The 19,531-nt window shown below is 53.0% G+C and carries 17 protein-coding genes and 2 pseudogenes; 16 read left to right on the forward strand and 3 right to left on the reverse strand.

The window, feature by feature from the left end:
* Both gcvT and ACEQ15_RS06570 read right to left on the reverse strand, forming a co-directional pair.
* A pseudogene (gcvT, locus tag ACEQ15_RS06565) lies at nucleotides 1-256 on the reverse strand (glycine cleavage system aminomethyltransferase GcvT); the annotation flags it as partial.
* 447 nt (nucleotides 257-703) lie between these two features.
* Complete coding sequence (locus tag ACEQ15_RS06570; RefSeq protein WP_370278289.1) at nucleotides 704-1,336, reverse strand: helix-turn-helix domain-containing protein; 633 nt, start codon at nucleotides 1,334-1,336, stop codon at nucleotides 704-706.
* A gap of 304 nt (nucleotides 1,337-1,640) precedes the next feature.
* On the opposite strand from ACEQ15_RS06570, the gene ACEQ15_RS06575 reads away from it, so the two are divergent.
* The 4 genes from ACEQ15_RS06575 to gcvP all read left to right on the forward strand — a co-directional run bounded on the left by ACEQ15_RS06575 (nucleotide 1,641) and on the right by gcvP (nucleotide 7,977).
* Complete coding sequence (locus ACEQ15_RS06575) at nucleotides 1,641-3,026, forward strand: L-serine ammonia-lyase (protein WP_370278290.1); 1,386 nt, start codon at nucleotides 1,641-1,643, stop codon at nucleotides 3,024-3,026.
* A gap of 82 nt (nucleotides 3,027-3,108) precedes the next feature.
* Entirely contained in the window at nucleotides 3,109-4,413 is a 1,305-nt protein-coding gene (gene glyA, locus ACEQ15_RS06580; RefSeq protein ID WP_370278291.1) for a serine hydroxymethyltransferase, read from the forward strand.
* A gap of 94 nt (nucleotides 4,414-4,507) precedes the next feature.
* Nucleotides 4,508-4,900, forward strand: coding sequence for a glycine cleavage system protein GcvH (gene gcvH / locus ACEQ15_RS06585; RefSeq protein ID WP_370278292.1), 393 nt, complete (start codon nucleotides 4,508-4,510; stop codon nucleotides 4,898-4,900).
* Between the two features lie 191 nt (nucleotides 4,901-5,091).
* A complete protein-coding gene (gene gcvP / locus ACEQ15_RS06590) occupies nucleotides 5,092-7,977 on the forward strand; it encodes an aminomethyl-transferring glycine dehydrogenase (protein ID WP_370278293.1) in 2,886 nt (961 codons plus the stop codon).
* A 252-nt stretch (nucleotides 7,978-8,229) separates the two neighbouring features.
* On the opposite strand, the gene ACEQ15_RS06595 is transcribed toward gcvP, so the two are convergent.
* Nucleotides 8,230-9,150 carry a M48 family metalloprotease gene (locus ACEQ15_RS06595; protein ID WP_370278294.1) on the reverse strand — a complete coding sequence of 307 codons (921 nt, stop codon included), beginning with the start codon at nucleotides 9,148-9,150 and terminating at the stop codon, nucleotides 8,230-8,232.
* Between the two features lie 604 nt (nucleotides 9,151-9,754).
* Here ACEQ15_RS06595 and ACEQ15_RS06600 point away from each other — a divergent pair.
* The 12 genes and pseudogenes from ACEQ15_RS06600 to ACEQ15_RS06655 form a co-directional block, all read left to right on the forward strand.
* Nucleotides 9,755-10,534 carry a helix-turn-helix transcriptional regulator gene (locus tag ACEQ15_RS06600; protein WP_370278295.1) on the forward strand — a complete coding sequence of 260 codons (780 nt, stop codon included), beginning with the start codon at nucleotides 9,755-9,757 and terminating at the stop codon, nucleotides 10,532-10,534.
* Between the two features lie 505 nt (nucleotides 10,535-11,039).
* The gene (locus ACEQ15_RS06605; RefSeq protein ID WP_370278296.1) at nucleotides 11,040-11,855 is read left to right on the forward strand and encodes an enoyl-CoA hydratase; all 816 of its coding nucleotides are present in this window, start codon (nucleotides 11,040-11,042) and stop codon (nucleotides 11,853-11,855) included.
* 79 nt (nucleotides 11,856-11,934) lie between these two features.
* The gene (locus ACEQ15_RS06610) at nucleotides 11,935-13,242 is read left to right on the forward strand and encodes a sigma-54 interaction domain-containing protein (protein ID WP_370278297.1); all 1,308 of its coding nucleotides are present in this window, start codon (nucleotides 11,935-11,937) and stop codon (nucleotides 13,240-13,242) included.
* A gap of 352 nt (nucleotides 13,243-13,594) precedes the next feature.
* Entirely contained in the window at nucleotides 13,595-14,929 is a 1,335-nt protein-coding gene (gene soxC / locus ACEQ15_RS06615) for a sulfite dehydrogenase (protein ID WP_370278298.1), read from the forward strand.
* Nucleotides 14,913-15,944 carry a c-type cytochrome gene (locus tag ACEQ15_RS06620; RefSeq protein ID WP_370278299.1) on the forward strand — a complete coding sequence of 344 codons (1,032 nt, stop codon included), beginning with the start codon at nucleotides 14,913-14,915 and terminating at the stop codon, nucleotides 15,942-15,944. Before soxC ends, ACEQ15_RS06620 begins: the two co-directional genes overlap by 17 nt.
* 86 nt (nucleotides 15,945-16,030) lie before the next feature.
* A complete protein-coding gene (soxX, locus tag ACEQ15_RS06625) occupies nucleotides 16,031-16,393 on the forward strand; it encodes a sulfur oxidation c-type cytochrome SoxX (RefSeq protein WP_370278300.1) in 363 nt (120 codons plus the stop codon).
* Nucleotides 16,394-16,433: 40 nt separating this feature from the next.
* Nucleotides 16,434-16,895, forward strand: a complete 462-nt coding sequence (soxY, locus tag ACEQ15_RS06630; protein ID WP_370278301.1) for a thiosulfate oxidation carrier protein SoxY — start codon at nucleotides 16,434-16,436, stop codon at nucleotides 16,893-16,895.
* Nucleotides 16,896-16,916: 21 nt separating this feature from the next.
* The gene (gene soxZ, locus ACEQ15_RS06635) at nucleotides 16,917-17,234 is read left to right on the forward strand and encodes a thiosulfate oxidation carrier complex protein SoxZ (protein ID WP_370278302.1); all 318 of its coding nucleotides are present in this window, start codon (nucleotides 16,917-16,919) and stop codon (nucleotides 17,232-17,234) included.
* Nucleotides 17,235-17,287: 53 nt separating this feature from the next.
* Nucleotides 17,288-18,154: a sulfur oxidation c-type cytochrome SoxA gene (gene soxA / locus ACEQ15_RS06640; protein WP_370278303.1), complete on the forward strand. Its 867-nt coding sequence runs from the start codon at nucleotides 17,288-17,290 to the stop codon at nucleotides 18,152-18,154.
* A 14-nt stretch (nucleotides 18,155-18,168) separates the two neighbouring features.
* A complete protein-coding gene (locus tag ACEQ15_RS06645; protein WP_370278304.1) occupies nucleotides 18,169-18,327 on the forward strand; it encodes a hypothetical protein in 159 nt (52 codons plus the stop codon).
* Between the two features lie 3 nt (nucleotides 18,328-18,330).
* Nucleotides 18,331-18,591, forward strand: a complete 261-nt coding sequence (locus ACEQ15_RS06650; protein ID WP_370278305.1) for a hypothetical protein — start codon at nucleotides 18,331-18,333, stop codon at nucleotides 18,589-18,591.
* An 82-nt stretch (nucleotides 18,592-18,673) separates the two neighbouring features.
* Nucleotides 18,674-19,531: pseudogene (locus tag ACEQ15_RS06655) on the forward strand (thiosulfohydrolase SoxB); the annotation flags it as partial.

Here is a 19,531-nt window from a genome sequence, read left to right on the forward strand (position 1 = left end):
CCGGCAGGTCGATGATGTCCACTGGTACCAGTTTTTCCAGTGCTGCCGCAGCGTTTGCACCGGTCAGCTTAACCTGACCCATATGGGAAACATCAAACAGGCCCGCTTGGTCACGGGTGTGCAAGTGCTCCTTCTTTACGCCCAGTGGGTACTGAACAGGCATTTCGTAGCCAGCGAAAGGAACCATTTTACCGCCCAGCTCTACGTGAAGATCAAACAGTGGAGTTTTCTTCAGAGCACCTTGTGTTTCAGCCATATCGAACCTCATCAGTTTTTTATTAGTGGGGAGAAGGTGTGTCCCGGTGGCCAAGTGGCCACCGGACGGCTGGAGCAAAAGGCCGATTGTGCGCCAGCCATAGACACAAAAACTGCTACCCGCTTGTTTCTATAAATAGGTAGATATGATCAAAAGAGATCATAAGTTTCCAATAGGAAACAACTTAGACGAAGAGGAAACTTCATGCAAGTGATTTTTTTCGCATGAATTCGACTAATGGATGCAGATTCATGCATCAGGCGGGTAAGTTGTTGCGCAATATGGGAAAACGGGGGAAGAGGATTCTGTGCTCAGCGAACAGATAAAAAAAATGCCGTCGCGGGATGAACCCACGATGGCACTTCAGGAAGAATAATCAAAGTATATGTTAGAACCTGCCCGAGGGGAATATCTAAGCGTCACTCAGGCAAGTACTACATATATGGGTTATGCGGTGACCCAGATTACTTCCGCGTCCTGCTCACTGGTGGATACCAGGGCGTGGCCCATTTCGCAGTCATAATAAGCAGAGTCGCCTTCGAACAGCTCGATCGGCTCATAGAACTCTGTATAGAAAAGCAGCGAGCCTCTCAATACATAGAGGAACTCTTCACCGTCATGTCGCACCCACTCCGGGTATTCATCAAAGGAACGAGCGTGCACGACGGTGCGGAACGGTACCATCTTCTTGCTGGTCAGTTGGGTCGCCAACAGCTCGTGCTCGTATGTCGGCGTAGGGTGCGGCGTACCTGTGCCGGAACGGGTGATATCGCGACGGCCACCGGCACCAGAGCTGCGCTTAGGCTGGGTGAAGAGCTGAGGCATGTCGATGCCCAAACCTTTAACCAGTTTGTTAACCGCAGAGAAGGTTGGCGAGATCTGTTCGTTCTCAATCTTAGACAGCGTAGAACGTGCCAGGCCGGTACGTTTACTGGCTTCTTCCAGCGTTAGATTCTGACTCAGGCGAATTTCACGTACGCGCTTACCCAGCTGCAGCGGTTCCACGGCAGCTTCTGCATTACCTTCCGCGCGGGCGATTTCTATTTTCTCTTCTCGTAAGAAGTGTGGTTCGTCGGACATTTGTAGCTCACTCCTTAGCACCCGGCATTTCTTAATTCGGGTTACTGTTTCCAAAAATGTTACACAAGCCCCAGCTTCTTTGAAAGGAAACATGAAGGTGTTTAATTCACGCTATGAGAACAAAAGTTTCCAATAAGAAATTTTTGTTGCCAATTATGAAATCTGTTGATAGTCTGAGCCCTATACGAGGTTGAGGCTATTATTTAACCAGAAGGTTTGGCCTGTTTATCTTGCTCTGAGGTGAGCGCGGAGCAGGGGATGTCTCCGAAAGCAGTGAATAACAATAAAGTTGGAGGCTTGAGTCATGCTACTCAGCATCTTTGATCTATTTAAAGTGGGCATCGGTCCATCCAGTTCTCATACTGTGGGGCCAATGGTTGCGGCAAACCGTTTTCTGGACGAGCTGCGCGAAAAGAATCTGCTGGACAGTGTTAGCCGTGTGAAGGTTGACCTGTACGGTTCCCTGGCGATGACCGGTGAAGGCCACGCAACAGACGTTGCTACGCTGCTGGGTCTGCTGGGTGAGAAGCCGGATTTGGTTGATCCGGATAAAGTCCCTGAATACATCAAACAGATCGACGACAGCGGCGAGCTGAATCTTGCGGGTGAGCGCATGATTCCGTTCAAGCGTGAGAGCGATCTGCCTTTCAACTTTGGCGAGTCCCTGCCTAAGCACCCGAACGGCATGCGTTTCTGCGCGTTCGACGAAGCAGGCATCATTACCATCGACAGCATCTATTACTCCGTAGGCGGCGGTTTTGTCCTGAGCGACGCCGAAGCGGGTGAAGATGCGGAAGCCGCAGCTGTCGAGCACAGCATTCCACACTGGTTTAACAACGCTGTTGAACTCCTTCAAATCTGTAAGAAAGAGAATATCTCTATTGCAGATGTGGTACTGACCAACGAGCGTTCCCGCATGGGTAGCGACGAAGCAGTTAACGCGGCAGTGATGAACATCTGGCACGTGATGGATAACTGCATCCGTCGCGGTTACCTACAGACCGGCATCCTGCCGGGTGGTCTGAACGTTAAGCGTCGTGCCAACGAACTGTACCGTGAACTGACTGAAAAGCCGGAAAAGGCGCTGAAAGATCAGTTGACCGTAATGGATTGGGTAAACCTGTACGCGATCGCAGTGAACGAAGAAAACGCTGCCGGTGGCCGTGTGGTGACTGCGCCAACCAACGGTGCGGCGGGTGTTATCCCAGCGGTACTGGCGTACTACGACCGTTTTATCCCGAATTCCAACGAGGAAGGCATTGTGAAGTTCCTGGCGACCGCTGCGGCGATTGGCATGCTTTACAAGACCAATGCGTCTATCTCTGCAGCGGAAGTGGGCTGTCAGGGTGAGATCGGCGTGGCGTGCTCCATGGCTGCCGGTGCACTGTGCGCAGTGCTGGGTGGTACCAACGAGCAGGTAGAAAACGCGGCCGAGATCGGTATGGAACATAACCTGGGCCTGACCTGTGACCCGATCGGCGGGCTGGTACAGGTGCCATGTATTGAACGTAATACCATGGGTGCGGTGAAAGCGATCAACGCAGCACGCTTGGCACTGCGGGGTAGTGGTGAGCACCACGTATCCCTGGATTCTGTCATCGAGACCATGCGTCAGACTGGTCTGGATATGCAGGACAAATACAAAGAAACCTCAACGGGTGGCCTGGCTGTTAACGCCGTGGCTTGCTGACGTAAACCAAAGAAAAGCGCTGCGCTGTGCCGCCAGTGGTTTACGCAGCCCGCTTTGACAATAACAAACAGAGATCAAAACCATGAGCATGAGCGATCTGTACCGCAACGACGCTGTAAGCGAAAAGTTTTTCACTTGTGAACTGGCAGATGCTGATCCGGCGATCAAAGCTGCCATCGAGCGTGAATTCCACCGCCAGGAAGATGGCATCGAGCTGATTGCATCCGAAAACATCGTTTCTAAGGCAGTAATGGTTGCGCAGGGCACTGAGCTGACCAACAAATACGCTGAAGGTTACGTAGGCCGTCGTTACTACGGTGGTTGTGAATACGTTGACGAAGTAGAAGCACTGGCTGTTGAGCGTGCTAAGCAGCTGTTTAACTGCGAATACGTAAACGTACAGCCACACTCCGGCGCACAGGCAAACGGTGCAGTATTCATGGCGCTGCTGCAGCCAGGCGACACTATCCTGGGTATGTCCCTGGATGCGGGTGGTCACCTGACTCACGGTGCACGTCCAGCGCAGTCTGGTAAATGGTTCAACGCTGAACAGTACGGTGTAGACAAAGAAACTCAGCGTATCGACTACGATGCGGTTGAAGCGCAGGCAGTTGAGTGCCAGCCAAAGCTGATCATCGCTGGTGGTTCCGCAATCCCACGTGAGATCGACTTCAAACGTTTCCGTGAGATCGCAGACAAAGTAGGCGCGTACCTGATGGTCGACATGGCACACATCGCTGGTCTGATCGCGACCGGTCAGCACCCAAGCCCGCTGCCACACGCTCACGTTGTGACGACTACTACCCACAAAACCCTGCGTGGTCCACGTGGCGGCATGATCCTGTCCAACGATCTGGATCTGGGTAAGAAGATCAACTCTGCTGTATTCCCTGGTCTGCAGGGTGGTCCTCTGATGCACGTGATCGCATCCAAAGCGGTTGCTTTCGGCGAAGCACTGCAGCCGGAATTCACCGACTACATCAAGCAGGTTGTTAAGAACGCAGCAGTACTGGCGGAGACCCTGGTTGAGCGCGGTTGCGACATCGTAACCGGCGGTACCGACACTCACCTGATGCTTGTTGACCTGCGTCCGAAAGGCCTGAAAGGCAACGCGACTGAAGAATCCCTGGAGCGTGCAGGTATCACCTGTAACAAGAACGGCATCCCGTTCGATCCAGAGAAGCCAATGGTAACTTCCGGTATCCGTCTGGGTACTCCAGCTGGCACCAGCCGTGGTTTCGGTGAAGAAGAGTTCCGCCTGATCGGTAACCTGATCGGTGACGTTCTGGACGGCCTGGCAGCGAACCCAGAAGACAACAGCGAAGCGGAAGCGAAAGTACGCGAGCAGGTTAAAGCCCTGTGCGAGCGTTTCCCACTATACCGCTAAGAAACACGTAACAAATACCGTTTACAGGCAGTTGTGGACCCGAAAACAACCGAACTGCCTGATCACTAGATGTGACAAGTTTGAGGAATAAAAAATGAGCAACGTACCAAGCAATCTGAAATACGCAGCATCTCACGAGTGGGTTCTGGACAACGGTGACGGCACTGTAACCGTAGGTATCTCCGACCACGCACAGGAGCTGCTGGGCGACGTAGTATTCGTTGAGCTGCCAGAAGTGGGTCGCGAAGTAGAGCAGGGTGAAGAGTTCTCCCTGGTTGAGTCTGTAAAAGCTGCTTCCGATATCTACTCTCCAGTTTCCGGTGAAGTTGTTGCTGTAAACGAAGATCTGGAAGACGCTCCAGAAACCGTAAACGACGAAGCATTCGAAGGCGGTTGGATTGCAAAAATTAAACTGGCAGAAGGCGCTGATCTGAGCCACCTGCTGGACGCTACTGCATACGAAGCGAAGGTTGCCGAAGAGGGTTGATCGCTCTGACCGGGTGGGTCCGGTTTAGATAGTCCCCCGATCAACTCTTTAAGCAAGCGCGGGGTGGTTGTGCAGGACCACCCCGCACCCCCTATTACTTCCGGAGCCGATGCCGCACCGGACGGGGTTGGAAAAGATAAACACCGGTTGGCTGCTGACGCAGCGGACCGTATAACAACAGGTTGATAAAAATGGCAGTTGAAACGCGCACACTGAGCGAACTGGAACAGCGTAACGAATTTACTCGTCGTCACGTAGGTCCGGATGCAGCCGAGCAGCAGGCCATGCTGGAATCTCTGGGTGTAAGCACCCTGGAAGAACTGATTGAACAGACCGTTCCGGATTCCATCCGTCTGGATGATGCACTGGATATGGATCTGGGTATCAGCGAAGTTGAAGCCCTGGCGGAACTGAAAGCGCTGGCTAACCAGAACAAGGTGAACAAGTCTTACATCGGTATGGGTTACCACAACACCCACGTACCGAATGTAATCCTGCGTAACGTCCTGGAAAATCCAGGCTGGTACACTGCGTACACGCCTTATCAGCCTGAAATCGCACAGGGCCGTCTGGAAGCTCTGCTGAACTACCAGCAGATGGTGATGGACCTGACCGGCATGGAACTGGCAAACGCCTCCCTGCTGGACGAAGCAACTGCTGCGGCAGAAGCGATGACCCTGGCGAAACGTTCTAACCGTAAGAAGAGCAACACTTTCTTCGTTGCGGACGACGTACACCCACAGACTATCGACGTTGTTAAAACCCGTGCTGAATACTTCGGCTACGACATCGTAGTAGATGCCGCTGACAAGCTGGGCGAATACGACGCATTTGGTGTACTGCTGCAGTACCCAGGCACCCACGGTGACATCACCGATATCGCAGCTCTGGTCGCAAAAGCGAAAGAGCAGAAGGCGATGGTAGCCGTTGCTGCTGACATCCTGGCGCTGGTTCTGCTGAAATCACCTGGTGAGCTGGGTGCTGACATCGTACTGGGCTCCTCACAGCGTTTCGGTGTACCAATGGGCTTCGGTGGTCCACACGCTGCATTCTTCGCGGCTTCTGAAAAACTGAAGCGTTCCGTTCCTGGTCGTATCATCGGTGTTTCCATCGACGTAAACGGCAACCAGGCACTGCGCATGGCGATGCAGACCCGTGAGCAGCACATCCGTCGTGAGAAAGCGACCTCCAACATCTGTACCGCACAGGCGCTGCTGGCCAACATGGCAAGCTTCTACACCGTTTATCACGGTCCAGAAGGTCTGAAGCGTATCGCTGAGCGTGTTCACCGTCTGACAGCGATCCTGGCGATCGGTCTGAAAGACAAAGGCATTGCAGCGAATGCATCTTACTTCGATACCCTGACCTTCGCTGCTGATGCATCTGTGTACCAGCGTGCGCTGGATAACGGCTGCAACTTCCGTCAGGTCGACGGTGGCAAGCTGGGTGTGAGCCTGGACGAAACCACTACTGCTGCTGACGTAGCTGAGCTGTTCGACATCATTCTGGGCGAAGGCCACGGTCTGGATGTTGCTGCAATCGATGCTCGCATCGCTGGCGGTGAAGCAACCGGTATCAGCGCAGAACAGCGTCGTGAAGATGCCATCCTGACGCACCCAACCTTCAACAGCTACCAGTCTGAGACTGACATGCTGCGTTACATGAAGGCGCTGGAAAACAAAGACTACTCTCTGGTGCACGGCATGATCCCACTGGGTTCCTGCACCATGAAGCTGAACGCTACTGCGCAGATGATCCCTGTGACCTGGCCTGAATTTGCAAACATCCACCCGTTTGCTCCGGCTGATCAGGTTACCGGTTACCACGCAATGCTGGGTCAGCTGGAAGATCAGCTGGTTGAGATCACCGGTTACGACAAGATCTCCCTGCAGCCTAACTCCGGTGCTTCCGGTGAGTACGCAGGTCTGCTGGCAATCCGTAAGTACCAGGAGTCCATCGGTGAAGGTCACCGTAACGTCTGCCTGATCCCATCTTCTGCGCACGGCACCAACCCGGCGTCCGCAGCGATGATGGATATGAAGATCGTGGTAACTGCATGTGACGAGAACGGTAACGTTGACGTTGCTGATCTGGCTGCGAAAGCAGAAGAGCACGCAGAGAACCTGTCTGCGCTGATGATCACTTACCCATCCACTCACGGTGTATACGAAGAAGACATCGTTGAGATCTGCCAGATCATCCACAAGTTCGGTGGTCAGGTGTACATGGACGGCGCGAACATGAACGCGCAGGTAGGTATCTCCAAGCCAGGCGTGATCGGTTCTGACGTATCTCACCTGAACCTGCACAAAACCTTCGCTATCCCTCACGGTGGCGGTGGTCCAGGCATGGGTCCTATCGGTGTTAAGAGCCACCTGGCTCCGTTCCTGCCAAGCCACAAGGTAAGCCCTGTTGCTGGTCTGGATGAGAACAACGGTGCGGTAGCTGCTGCGCAGTTCGGTTCTGCAGCAATCCTGCCGATCACCTGGATGTACAACCGTATGCTGGGTAAAGACGGTCTGAAGGCGTCTACTCAGGTTGCGATCCTGAATGCAAACTACATGACCGAGAAGCTCTCCGAGCACTACCCGGTTCTGTACCGTGGCCGCAACAACAAGGTGGCACACGAGTGCATCGTCGACATCCGTCCGATCAAAGAGGAGTGCGGTGTAACTGAGGAAGATATCGCGAAGCGTCTGATGGACTACGGTTTCCACGCGCCGACCATGTCTTTCCCTGTAGCGGGTACGCTGATGATCGAGCCGACCGAATCTGAGTCCAAAGCTGAGATTGATCGTTTCGTTGAAGCAATGGTGAAGATCAAAGGCGAAATTGAACGCGTACAGAGCGGTGAATGGTCTGCAGAGAACAACCCTCTGCGTCATGCACCACACACCCAGGCTGACCTGATCGGTGACAGCTGGGAACGCCCTTACTCTCGTGAGGAAGCGGTATTCCCAACGGCTCACACCCGTGCTAGCAAGTTCTGGCCAACGGCTAACCGTATCGACAACGTATACGGCGACCGTAACTTTATCTGCTCCTGCCCAAGCATCGAGTCTTATCAGGAAGACTGAGCAGATTAAGCGCAACAAGCACCATCTGGAAATGGGTTCCCGAGCGGCTCTTGCGGGAATCCAGCTCTCAGGTCCTTTTGGCCCCGTTTGACGGGGCATTTTTTCTGGGGAAGGGTTGCGCGCCGGGACCGACGCCATCGGTCCACTTCCCCGGTTTCTTTCCTGGTCGGCGGAGCGATCCGCTGTCGGAAAACTCCTGTATAGCAATTGACCTTTTCGGCGGTACTTTGGTACCGCCTTTTTTTATGTCTGCTATTTGCTTTCCTGCGTGTCAGTCTCTGGTTGTGTCAAGCGCTCCACCTCTTTCTTCATAATCAGATAACGCTCTACCGTGGTGGGGTGGGAGGCCTGCTTGCCGTGATGGATGGAGGAGGGGTGTACAGAGGCCATCTTACGCCAAAACCCCGGCAGGGATTCAACAGCGTAGCCCTGTTGATGCATTAAACGGATCGCCAGGGTATCTGCTTCGACTTCGTATTCCTGGCTGAACAGGTTGGCGCCAAGGCCTACCCCGATTCCCGGACTGATCACATTGCCTGACAGCGAGATAGCGATATCAAACAGCCCGCCGATCAGCCCGCCTCTGATTTTGTCGGCGCGGTGATCTATCACGTTGTGTGCCAGCTCGTGGGCGATGATCAATGCCAGTTCTTCATCCGCCTGGGCAAAACGCATAAGGCCTTCATTGATGATAATGCTTTCGCCGTCGGCAAAGGCGTTGATCGCATCGCGGCGGTTGAGAATCACCGCATAGTCACAGAGCTCAACCGCGTCCAACCTGACCGCTGTCTCGGCCCCCTCCTGTTCGACCTCAAGCGTAACCGTCAGATCGTCGCTCATGGCTTTACGAAGCTGCAGCGCTGCGCTCTGGCTGCTCTGTGCAACCTGTTCGCCATTGATCTGCAGCAGGCGATCACCCGGGAGTAACTTGCCCTCTGCCGGACCACCCACAATGGCGTCCTTAATCCTGATCCCCTCAAGCGAACCAAAGGCCTCGCGTGCCGCCTGTTGCTGGCTGGAGGGGTAATCGTCCTCTGTATGTAACTGCACACCGAGCTTTGGTTTTACCTTATCTCCACACTGCTGGGTTGCGGTTTGCAGCAGGGGGAATGCCAATCGCTGCAGCCGACGGTTTGGAAGGTGGGCTTCCTCTAACGCAATTTGCTGCTGCAACAGCCGCTCTTGCTTCAGTTCTTCTGTATCCAGTGAGCGTTGTGCGGTTGAAGAGCAACCCGCTACGGAAATACCAAGCAGGAGAAGTGCAATCCGCAGATGGGCTGGTTTTAGGGAAAATGGTTTCATCTGTGCAGTATAGGTTTGTCAGCGTTGATGGTCAGTTTGGATGGTGAATGGCTAATTTAGCGCCTGAATTGATCCAAATCACCAAAAAAGATGTAGTAAAACGGGTGTTTGAAATGTGATTTAATTTAACCGCATACGCCCATTTAGCTGCGCTGTATAAATAGGAAAAGTGGATACATTTTATACGGTCTAGTGCAGATTAAGACAGATTTCGTATTTATAAGATTAGATAAAAATGGAACTATAGAATTTTGTAATTCTGCGAAAGATGAAGTTGATAATTAATATCATCTACATCGGTGAAACGGCGCTAACTGATCCCTTTCTGTGCAGATTAAACAATAAGAAGTAAGTTAAACAGAGGAAGAACTGTGTTCTGCTTTAGTGTATTGGGCTTTGATTTAATCCGCTGTATTGCCCGTAACTCATGGATTAACGAGGCTTCCCAGCCTATTGTAAATGGGGTACACGCGTAATGAACGAAGCAGTATCTGTTCTTCCGTCCAGCAAGGCTCCTGTCGTGTTTTCCAGCAACCTGTTAGTCAGTGAATGCAGCTGGGATAAAATATTTTCCGAACTGCAAGTACTATTAAAACAGCTTGGTTTTGTTTATTTTACATACTCTTCCGTGCCGCGTGATTTGGGATCAAAAGAGTCACTTTTCTCCCTGACAAAACGACGTTACGGCGCTGATACCCAAGGCACTTTGCCAGAGCATGTAGTCACCCGTTATTACCGTGAAATGGCAAGCCTCGATCCGCTTTGGAACGCGTTGCCAGGCGCAACCCAGCCTATTATGGCCGACAGTCGCGAGACTACGTCGAGCCCAATGGTTGATAGTTTCTGGGAACAATACGGCATCAGTTCACGTGTATATGTACCTGTCGGTAAACACGAAGATAAACCTTGGTTTAATTACTTTGGTTTGTACCACGAAAAGTCCCAGACGGAGTTCAACCAGTTGTACCGTGATCTTGCCGGTACCCTGCTGCCTCTGCTTGAGCGTTGCCATAAGCTTTTATTGCTGGATGGTACACGCGATACAAACCCGTATCTGAAACATTCAGTCTTTTCTACGACCTGTACCAATATTTTGCGTATGACCGCAGAAGGGATGTCGGTAAAAATGATTGCTGATAATCTCGGATTGACTGAAGAGGGTGTGACTTACCACATCACCCGCGCCAAGAAAGTACTGAATGCGCGTAATAAAACACAACTGATCGCGCGTTTATATCAGTCTGGCATTCTCTGATTGAAAAGATACTTTCCAGTTAATTACTGATTAGGCAGTTTCTGTTGCAGTATCGTGAACGTCGTTTACGGCGTCACGATAATCTGTGGCAGGGCTGTTCCCTGTAAGCCGCTGTGGGGACGCAGATTCACCACCGCTTATCACTTCCCATCGATCCCTGGATTTATGCAGGTAGGCGTAGCAGCAACAGCATTTGTGCAGCTCACCGCCATTCTGCGACATCAACTTCTTCAGCGACGGATGTGGTCTGTTCAACATCACCAGATTGAAGCAAAGGACACATGCGTTTTCCATCAATGCACTCCGACTGCGTGATGAAAGGCGTTCCTGTCCGTTATCGCGGCTATAGTTTTGTCTTGTTGAACAAACAGCTCCCTCGTTACCAATCAAAGCTAGCACAGCTCTGTGAAATTGAGCTTAGGAGAAAATTCTAAATTTTGCTCGGCAAATGGCGTGGTTCGATCAGATATGCATAGGGTTGTTGCTGTACGGGTTTTTACTTATATTGGGGCGCAACAACAATAACAAAGCGGAGCACACAATGAGCGAACACATTCTTCTACGCGAAGATCGGGACGGGATCTGTTTTCTTTCACTTAATCGGCCGGATGCCTATAACGCGCTTTCGCTGGAATTGATGGAAGCCTTGATCCAGGCATTGGACGCGATCGCTGAGGATTCCTCAGTGCGTGTCGTGGTCATTCGCGGCAACGGGAAAGGCTTCTGTGCGGGGCATGATTTGAAGCAGATGCTGGGAGAAGGTACCGAGGAGTACTATCAACAGACCTTTGATACCTGTGGCCAGATGATGCAGCGTGTAGTGTCGTTGCCAGTGCCGGTTATCGCCCAGGTACATGGGGTTGCAACTGCAGCGGGCTGTCAGTTGGTGGCATCCTGTGATCTCGCGGTTTCCACGGACAGTTCACGCTTTGCTACGCCAGGGGTAAACATCGGTCTGTTCTGTTCGACGCCGATGGTGGCGCTCACCCGCACTGTCGCACCCAAACACGCGATGGAGATGTTGTTACTGGGCGATCTGATCGACGCTGGGCGTGCCGAGCAGATGGGACTGATCAACTGGGCCGTACCTGCTGACAAACTGGAAGAAACGGTACTGAACGTCGCCGGTAAGATCGCCAGCAAGTCCCGCAAGGCGTTGTCGATGGGTAAGCAGGCGTTCCATAATCAGCGCGAGCAGGTGTTGTCAGATGCCTATGCCAGCTGCGCCCGCGTGATGACTGAAAATATGCTCACCCACGATGCACAGGAAGGGATCGACGCCTTTATCCATAAACGCAAACCGGAGTGGCAACACCGCTAAACCGGCGTCGGTCTGGCTATATTAGTCCGAGCTTATATGTGAAAATGTCCGGCATATGATTTCTGCCGGACGCCCTCTGATGTCTAACCACTCTCTTGATCTATTGCCTGAAGTCGCCGCCATCCTCGATGCCCTGACAGAGCCCGCTGCACTGCTTTCCCTCGACTATCAGATTCTGGCAACCAACAACGCCTATCAGGAACACTTTCGCTCATCGCAGGAGATCATGGGGCGGCACTGTTATGAAGTTTCCCACGGCTACGATCTGCCCTGTGATCAGGAAGGTGAGTCTTGTCCGCTGAAACGCTGCGTTGAAACCGGCGCCCGTCAGCGCATGCTGCATATCCACAATACACCGCATGGTCAGGAGCATGTGGATGTGGAGATGGCGCCGGTGCACAGCAGCGAAGGGGAACTGGTCTGTTTTCTGGAAGTGATGCACCTGGTGAAGGTGGCACGTCCAACGGCTGAGGGTGAGGGCATGGTTGGACGCTCGGCGGCGTTTAATCAGATGTTGGCCTTTCTGCAGCGTGCCGCGCCCAGCGAAATCAGTGTGTTGTTGCTGGGTGAGTCCGGCACCGGTAAAGAGCTGGTTGCCCGGGCGCTACATGATCAAAGCAAACGTGCATCCGGTCCATTTGTTACGGTGGAGTGTTCCGGTTTAAGCGAAAGTCTGTTCGAGAGCGAGCTGTTCGGGCACGAACGCGGGGCGTTTACCGGCGCGGTGAATCGTAAGCAGGGCCTGGTTGCTGCTGCCCGGGGAGGTACACTGTTTCTGGACGAGATTGGCGATGTGCCGTTAGCGCTGCAGGTGAAGTTGCTGCGGCTGATCGAAACCGGTACCTATCGCACGGTAGGGGGCGTTGAGCTTCAGCACGCCGATTTCCGCTTGGTGTGCGCCACCCACCGCCATCTTGAAGATATGGTCGAAGCCGGTACCTTCCGGCGTGACCTGTTTTATCGTATCAGCGCATTTCCGATCGAACTGCCGAACCTGGCTGAGCGGGTGGAGGATATTCCACTGCTGGTGGATGTGTTGTTAAAGCGCATTCCTGAGGCTGAATCCAAGGCGCTGACCCCGGCTGCCCTGAGTGCTTTACAGGGCTATGCGTTCCCGGGAAACATTCGCGAGCTGCGTAATATCCTGGAGCGTGCGGTGTTGCTGAGTGACGATAGCCTGATCGATCTGCCGCATCTGACGCCCGCGGTCGTCAGCTCTGGTCTTATTCCAATCGCCGAAGCGGAAGATTCGGTTAAGTCGCTGGAGCAGGTCGAGCAGGAGTACCTGCATGCTCTTAGAAGCCGCTTTACCGGTGATAACCGTGCGCTGGCGCGTGCGCTGGGTATCAGTGAGCGTACCTTGTACCGCAAGCTCAAATCGATCTGAGCAACTTTCTTTCCCTCTTCCCTTACCAGCTTCCTCCCCTGTTTCAGGCACTGTTCGTTGTGCGGGCCTGCTCTGTTGTGTCCATATCCTCCATTGGTCTTATACAGGTCATATTGTGTTCAAAAGATATGCACAATTGCTAATTTAGCTGTTACTATCGAAATCATGTAATAACGTTATTTCTAAAAGTAATAAAAATTCATTGCGCTAAGTCACTGTGTTTCATCGGTTCGCCTTGAAAGTTGCGGCAAACGGTAATTGAGCTTTTTGCAGATGAGTGTCAGGGAAAGCGTTATTCCATAAAAACTATAAGAACATGCGTTTGCTCGGTACAAAGCGTTCGGAGGCTTAAATGTCCAAAATTATAAAAGGCCCCAGCACGCGAGAATTGATGGAACAACTCGCTTCAGAAGCGGAACAGATGTCCATCAGAGATCGCCGTGATTTCCTGCGTAAAGGAATTGCTGCCGTAGGGGGAATGGCAGCAACGACCATCGCCGGTGGTGCAGTTGCGAAAGAGATCAACACCGCCAACCTTCCACCTAATGAACCCGCCTGGGGTAAGCAGCTTGGCCACGGGGTTGTAGAGAACCCATACGGTCACCCGTCCCAGTACGAAAAGCACGTGGTGCGCCGCACCGTACCTTGGCTCACCGCCGACTCCATTGCTTCCATCTCCATGACACCACTGCAGGATCTGAAAGGGATCATCACCCCGAACGGTCTGGTCTTCGAACGTTACCACGGGGGTGTTCCACAGATTCCGATGGACGAGCACCGTCTGATTATCCACGGCCTGGTTGAACGCCCGATCATCTTCACCATGGAAGATCTGATGCGTTTCCCATCCGTTTCCCAGATCAAGTTCATCGAATGTCCGGCGAACGGTGGTATGGAGTGGAAGGGCGCCCAGATGGAAGCGCTGCAGTTTACCCACGGCATGCTGAGCTGCTGTGAATGGACCGGTGTGCCGCTGAAAGTCCTGCTGGAAGAAGCCGGTGTGAAACCGGAAGGTAAGTGGATTCTGGCTGAGGGGGCAGACGGTTCCCACATGAGCCGTTCCATCCCGCTGGAAAAAGCGCTGGATGACACGCTGGTTGTGTATGCCCAGAACGGTGAGATGCTGCGTCCAGAGCAGGGTTACCCACTGCGCTTGCTCAACCCGGGTTGGGAAGGTAACACCTCGATCAAGTGGCTGCGTCGTTTGGAAGTCGGTGACAAACCTTGGTATCACCGCGAGGAAACTTCCAAGTACACCGATCTGATGCCAGATGGCCGCGCGCGCAAGTTTACCTTCGTACAGGAAACCAACTCCGTTATCACCAGCCCATGTCCGGAAAATCCACTGACCAAGAGTGGTTTCCTGGAGATTGAGGGGATTGCCTGGTCCGGCCGCGGCAAGATCAAACAGGTGGATATCTCCTTCGACGGTGGCGTGAGCTGGGTACCGGCCAACCTGAAAGGTCTGGTACTGGATAAAGCATTGACCCGTTTTAGCCTTGTAACCAAGTGGGAAGGTCAGCCTTGGCTGCTGCAGTCCCGTGCGATCGATGAAACCGGTTACGTACAGCCAACCCTGAAGCAGCTGCGTGATGTCCGTGGCGGTAACTCCATCTACCACAAGAACTCTATCCACACCTGGAAGGTTGCACCAAACGGAGGTATCACCAATGTTCAGATCACTTAAGAAAGGCGTTCTGGTAACCGCTTTGGGTGCTGCGTTGGCATTTACCGGTACTGCCGCTCAGGCTGAAAAATTTGGTATCGGTGCAACCGCAACCGCGGAAGAGATTGCCGGTTGGGATATCGATATCCGCCCGGATGGTAAAGGTCTGCCGGTTGGACAGGGCAGTGTGGCTGAAGGTGAAGCCCTGTACGAGCAGTTCTGTGCAACCTGTCATGGTCTGTTTGGTGAGGGTGAAGGTCGCTGGCCGGTACTGGCGGGTGGTCAGGATACCCTGACCGAAGAGCGTCCGACTAAAACAGTAGGTTCATACTGGCCGTATGCCTCTACACTGTACGACTACATTCGCCGTGCAATGCCGTTCACTGCACCACGATCTCTCTCAGATGAGCAGGTGTACCACATCACCGCGTATGTGCTGTATCTGAATGAGATTGTGGATGAGGATTTTGTGCTGACCCATGAAAACCTCGCTCAGATCGAAATGCCGAACCAGGAAGGTTTCTTTGTCGATCCCCGTCCTGATGTAAAAAACACCCGTTGTATGAAGGACTGTGCTGATCCTGACAAGCTGCAGATCGCGGGCACGCTGCGTGGAATCACGCCGGTAGGCCACTTCGTTGAAGGTGCGGATGCGCCAGCTGCATCGCATGACGCTCAGATGGAGCAGGAAGCGATGAAGGAGAAGGAGCGTAAAGCAGCACTGCGTGGCGAGACCGTAGCTGGCGGTGGCCATGCCGCAGGCGGAGCGTTGTCTGAACAGGCTCTGGCGGGTAAATCCACTTACGAAGGTGCGTGTAAAGTTTGCCACGGTTCCGGTCTGACGGGCTCCCCGAAGATGGGCGATTCCGATGCCTGGGCACCACGTATCAAACAGGGTATGGCGGTGATGGTAGAACATGCCATCAAAGGCTTCAGTGGTGAAACCGGAGTAATGCCACCGAAGGGCGGCAGGGTAGACCTTAGTGATAAGCAGGTTGAAGAAGCCGTTGCATACATGGTTGAATCTAGCCAGTAAGCTATAAACTAATAAGGTCCAGTTATATGGGCCTTTTCTCATAAAAATAATAAACCTGTCATGAAGACAGTTCCGGAGGAGTAACAATGCGTAAGCTGACCACCTCTATATGTGCGGCGGGTCTCTTAGCGATGGTAATGGCGGCTCCAGCTGTTGCCGGCGCAAAAGAAGATCAGCTGGCTCTTGGCAAAGCAGTTTATCTCAACAAATCGCGGGGCAACTGCATCTCCTGTCACGCAATCAATGACCCTGACGCCACCCAGGCGGGTAACCAGGGCCCACCGATCCTGAGCATGAAAATGCGATTCCCGGATAAGCGTAAATTGCGCGCCCAGATCTGGGATGCGACCAAGAACAATCCTCTGACAATTATGCCGCCACTGGGCAAGCACTGGATTTTGTCTGAGGAAGAGATCGACGCAGTTGTTGAATACGTTTACCAATTCTGATGCCCGGTCAGTTGGGTAATAAAGAGAGAGGATGATAAGAATGAGTATGAATCGTCGTACGGTCGTTAAAGCGATTGCGGCTGGTGGTGCACTGATCGGCGCCAGTGTAATGATGCCACGTGCAGCGATGGCTGCCTGGGCAGAGTCTGCATTTAAGGCGGACAAACAGGATGCAGCGATGAATGCGCTGCTGGGTTCTTCCGAAGCCGCGGATAGCGCTGAAGTGACCCTGAAAGCACCAGACATCGCAGAAAACGGTGCGGTAGTTCCGGTTACTGTGCGTACCAGCATGGCCAATGTTGAAAGCATTAGCATCTTTGTAGAAAACAACCCGAACCCGCTGGTTGCTGAGTTCATGATTCCGGCAGGCACCGATGCGGATGTATCTACCCGTCTGCGCATGGGTAAAACCTCAAAGGTAACTGCGGTGGTTAAAGCGGACGGCAAGCTTTTCAGCGCAGCGAAAGAAGTAAAAGTCACCATCGGTGGTTGTGGCGGTTAATCGGACACGGGGTATAGAAAGATGGCTAAGAATATTCTGAAAGTTAAAGCGAAAGCGCGTGGCGATAAAACCAAAGTAAAGATGATGGCGAAGCACATCATGGAAAGTGGCCAGCGCAAAGACAAGAAAACCGGTGAGCTGATCCCTGCGAAGTTCCTGCAGGAGCTGAAAGTCGAGCACGGCGGCAAGGTTGTCTTTGAAGCGAGCATGGGTACCGCAATTTCCAAAAACCCATACATCGCATTCAACTTTGCAGGTGGTGCCAAAGGCGATGAGCTGGTGATGACCTGGAAAGAGAACACCGGTGCGTCCGCAACTGAAACGGCCAAAATCAAGTAATTCCGGTCTATGGCCGGATTCACCTTTCCGGTTATAGCTGTGGGGTGTGACTTATGAAAATAATAAAAAAACTGGCACTTGGGTTGAGCGTTGCTGCGGCCGCGCAGATGGCCCAGGCGGCTGACTCAGGTTTTGACCTGGCAACTGTTGATCCTGAAGCAGATCGTATTGCGCTGCAGAAGTACTTCCAATCCCGCTTCCCGAAGGCGGAGATCAATGACTACGTAAACGGTATCTACGCCGTTGATGCCGACTCCCGCGAGCAGTGGGAAGAACTGGAAGAGTTTCCTCCGTATGAGTTTGCGGTAGAAGAGGGTGAAACCCTGTTCAATACGCCATTTGCCAACGGCAAAGGCTACGCAGACTGCTTCGAAAACGGTGGTATCGGTATTCGCCAGAACTACCCGTACTGGAACAAAGAAGCGGGCACTGTTAAGACACTTGAGATGGAAATTAACGAGTGTCGCGAAGCCAACGGCGAGCAACCGCTGAAATGGGCGAAAGGCGACCTCGCGAAGATCTCTGCTTATATGGCATGGACCTCCCGTGACAAGCCAATCAACATTGAGATCCCGGCAGACGACCCACGTGCGAAAGCGGCATACTTGGACGGTAAGAAGTTCTTCTACGCCAAGCGTGGTCAGCTGACTCTGTCTTGTGCGAACTGCCACGTGCAGGGTTCCAACATCCGTATCCGTGCAGACCTGCCGAGCCCGCAGCTGGGCCATACGTCTCACTTCCCGGTATTCCGTTCGAAATGGGGCGAGCTGGGGACTCTGCACCGCCGTTATAAAGGCTGTCACAAGGATTCCCGTTCTAAGCCACTCGGCCATCAGGTTGAGGTTTATCGTAACCTGGAGTACTTCCAGTCTTATATGAACAACGGCTTGGTTGTTAACGGTCCTGGCGCACGCAAATAAGGAGGGGACGCAAGATGAAAAAAGTAATTACCATCGCTGCCGCTCTGATGCTGGCACCAGGCTTCGCAACGGCAGAGTCTTTTCAGGACGCGTTTGAGATGAACCGCGCCATGTATGGCAAAAACCACACCTTCAAGTGGAACGGCAAGCAGTACAGCACCAACCACGAATAATAGGTGGAAGCTGCGGTTGCGGCGACCAATGAGAATGCGCTGGATCTGATCGCAAAAGCGAAAGCGAAAAACAAAGAAGTGGCTGAACTCGGCTTCGAGTGGAGGCTGACCGGCGGCATCCTGACGGATGCTGAAAAAGCTGTGGAGGCAGGTGACTTCCGTAAAGCGCTGGATCTGGCAGCACAAGCCAAGTATCACGCGCGTATGGGAATTCAGCAGCACGCTGACGCACAGAAAAGCTGGCACCTGTCGGTTCCGCAATAATACAAGGCCCACCCAAAAAGTGCCTGCAGTACGGCTCGCTGCGGGCACTTTCTTTTTCGGTTGCTTAAGAGGGTAGAAACCTATGTCTATGACACGCCGCGAGTTTGCTCAGTTGCTGGGCTTGGCGGGTGCAGCCGGACTGTTGCCGACGACAGGATTCGCGGCAAAAAAACAGTCTGCTGACATTTACGAAGTACCTAACTTTGGTAACGTGCGCCTGTTGCATATTACCGATTGTCACGCCCAGTTAAACCCGGTCTATTTCCGCGAACCCAACGTGAACCTGGGAATTGGAACGGCTTACGGTAAAGCACCTCACCTGGTGGGTGATAAGCTGCTCAACCACTTTGGTATCTCGCCAAACACGTTGGAAGCACACGCCTTTACGTACCTGAACTTCAACGATGCCGCGCAGCGCTACGGCAAGGTCGGTGGTTTTGCCCACATCAAAACCCTGGTGAACCGCCTGCGTGAGAGTTACGGCGCAGAGAAAACCCTGTTGTTGGATGGGGGTGATACCTGGCAGGGATCAGGTACCTCCTACAAAACCCGTGGTATGGACATGGTCAAGGCGACCAATGAACTGGGCATGGATATTATGACCGGTCACTGGGAGTTCACCTACCATCAGGAAGAAATTCTCAACAACATCAAAGCGTTTAACGGTGAGTTCCTGGCCCACAACGTATTGATTACCGAAGACGCATTGTTCGAAGGGGCAGACGAGTACATCTTCGATGAAGACAGCGGTCGTGTGTTTAAACCGTACACCATGCGTGAGATGGGCGGTGCCCGTATCGCGATTGTGGGGCAGGCGTTCCCGCGTACCAAGATTGCCAACCCATCCCGCTTTATCCCGGACTGGACCTTCGACATCTTCGACCGCGAGTTGCAGGAGCTGGTGGACCAGATCCGTGAAGAGGAGAAGCCGGATGCCGTA

This window comes from Pontibacterium sp., assembly GCF_964228735.1.
GTDB lineage: Bacteria > Pseudomonadota > Gammaproteobacteria > Pseudomonadales > Balneatricaceae > Pontibacterium.

Excerpts from the sequence above, each read along its gene's own strand:
- soxA (WP_370278303.1), top strand. The coding sequence starts at position 17,288 with ATGAAAATAATAAAAAAACTGGCACTTGGGTTGAGCGTTGCTGCGGCC.
- soxC (WP_370278298.1), top strand. The coding sequence starts at position 13,595 with ATGTCCAAAATTATAAAAGGCCCCAGCACGCGAGAATTGATGGAACAA.
- soxX (WP_370278300.1), top strand. The coding sequence starts at position 16,031 with ATGCGTAAGCTGACCACCTCTATATGTGCGGCGGGTCTCTTAGCGATG.
- ACEQ15_RS06575 (WP_370278290.1), top strand. The coding sequence starts at position 1,641 with ATGCTACTCAGCATCTTTGATCTATTTAAAGTGGGCATCGGTCCATCC.
- ACEQ15_RS06600 (WP_370278295.1), top strand. The coding sequence starts at position 9,755 with ATGAACGAAGCAGTATCTGTTCTTCCGTCCAGCAAGGCTCCTGTCGTG.
- gcvH (WP_370278292.1), top strand. The coding sequence starts at position 4,508 with ATGAGCAACGTACCAAGCAATCTGAAATACGCAGCATCTCACGAGTGG.
- ACEQ15_RS06570 (WP_370278289.1), bottom strand. The coding sequence starts at position 1,336 with ATGTCCGACGAACCACACTTCTTACGAGAAGAGAAAATAGAAATCGCC.
- ACEQ15_RS06645 (WP_370278304.1), top strand. The coding sequence starts at position 18,169 with ATGAAAAAAGTAATTACCATCGCTGCCGCTCTGATGCTGGCACCAGGC.
- glyA (WP_370278291.1), top strand. The coding sequence starts at position 3,109 with ATGAGCATGAGCGATCTGTACCGCAACGACGCTGTAAGCGAAAAGTTT.
- ACEQ15_RS06620 (WP_370278299.1), top strand. The coding sequence starts at position 14,913 with ATGTTCAGATCACTTAAGAAAGGCGTTCTGGTAACCGCTTTGGGTGCT.
- soxY (WP_370278301.1), top strand. The coding sequence starts at position 16,434 with ATGAGTATGAATCGTCGTACGGTCGTTAAAGCGATTGCGGCTGGTGGT.
- gcvP (WP_370278293.1), top strand. The coding sequence starts at position 5,092 with ATGGCAGTTGAAACGCGCACACTGAGCGAACTGGAACAGCGTAACGAA.
- ACEQ15_RS06610 (WP_370278297.1), top strand. The coding sequence starts at position 11,935 with ATGTCTAACCACTCTCTTGATCTATTGCCTGAAGTCGCCGCCATCCTC.
- soxZ (WP_370278302.1), top strand. The coding sequence starts at position 16,917 with ATGGCTAAGAATATTCTGAAAGTTAAAGCGAAAGCGCGTGGCGATAAA.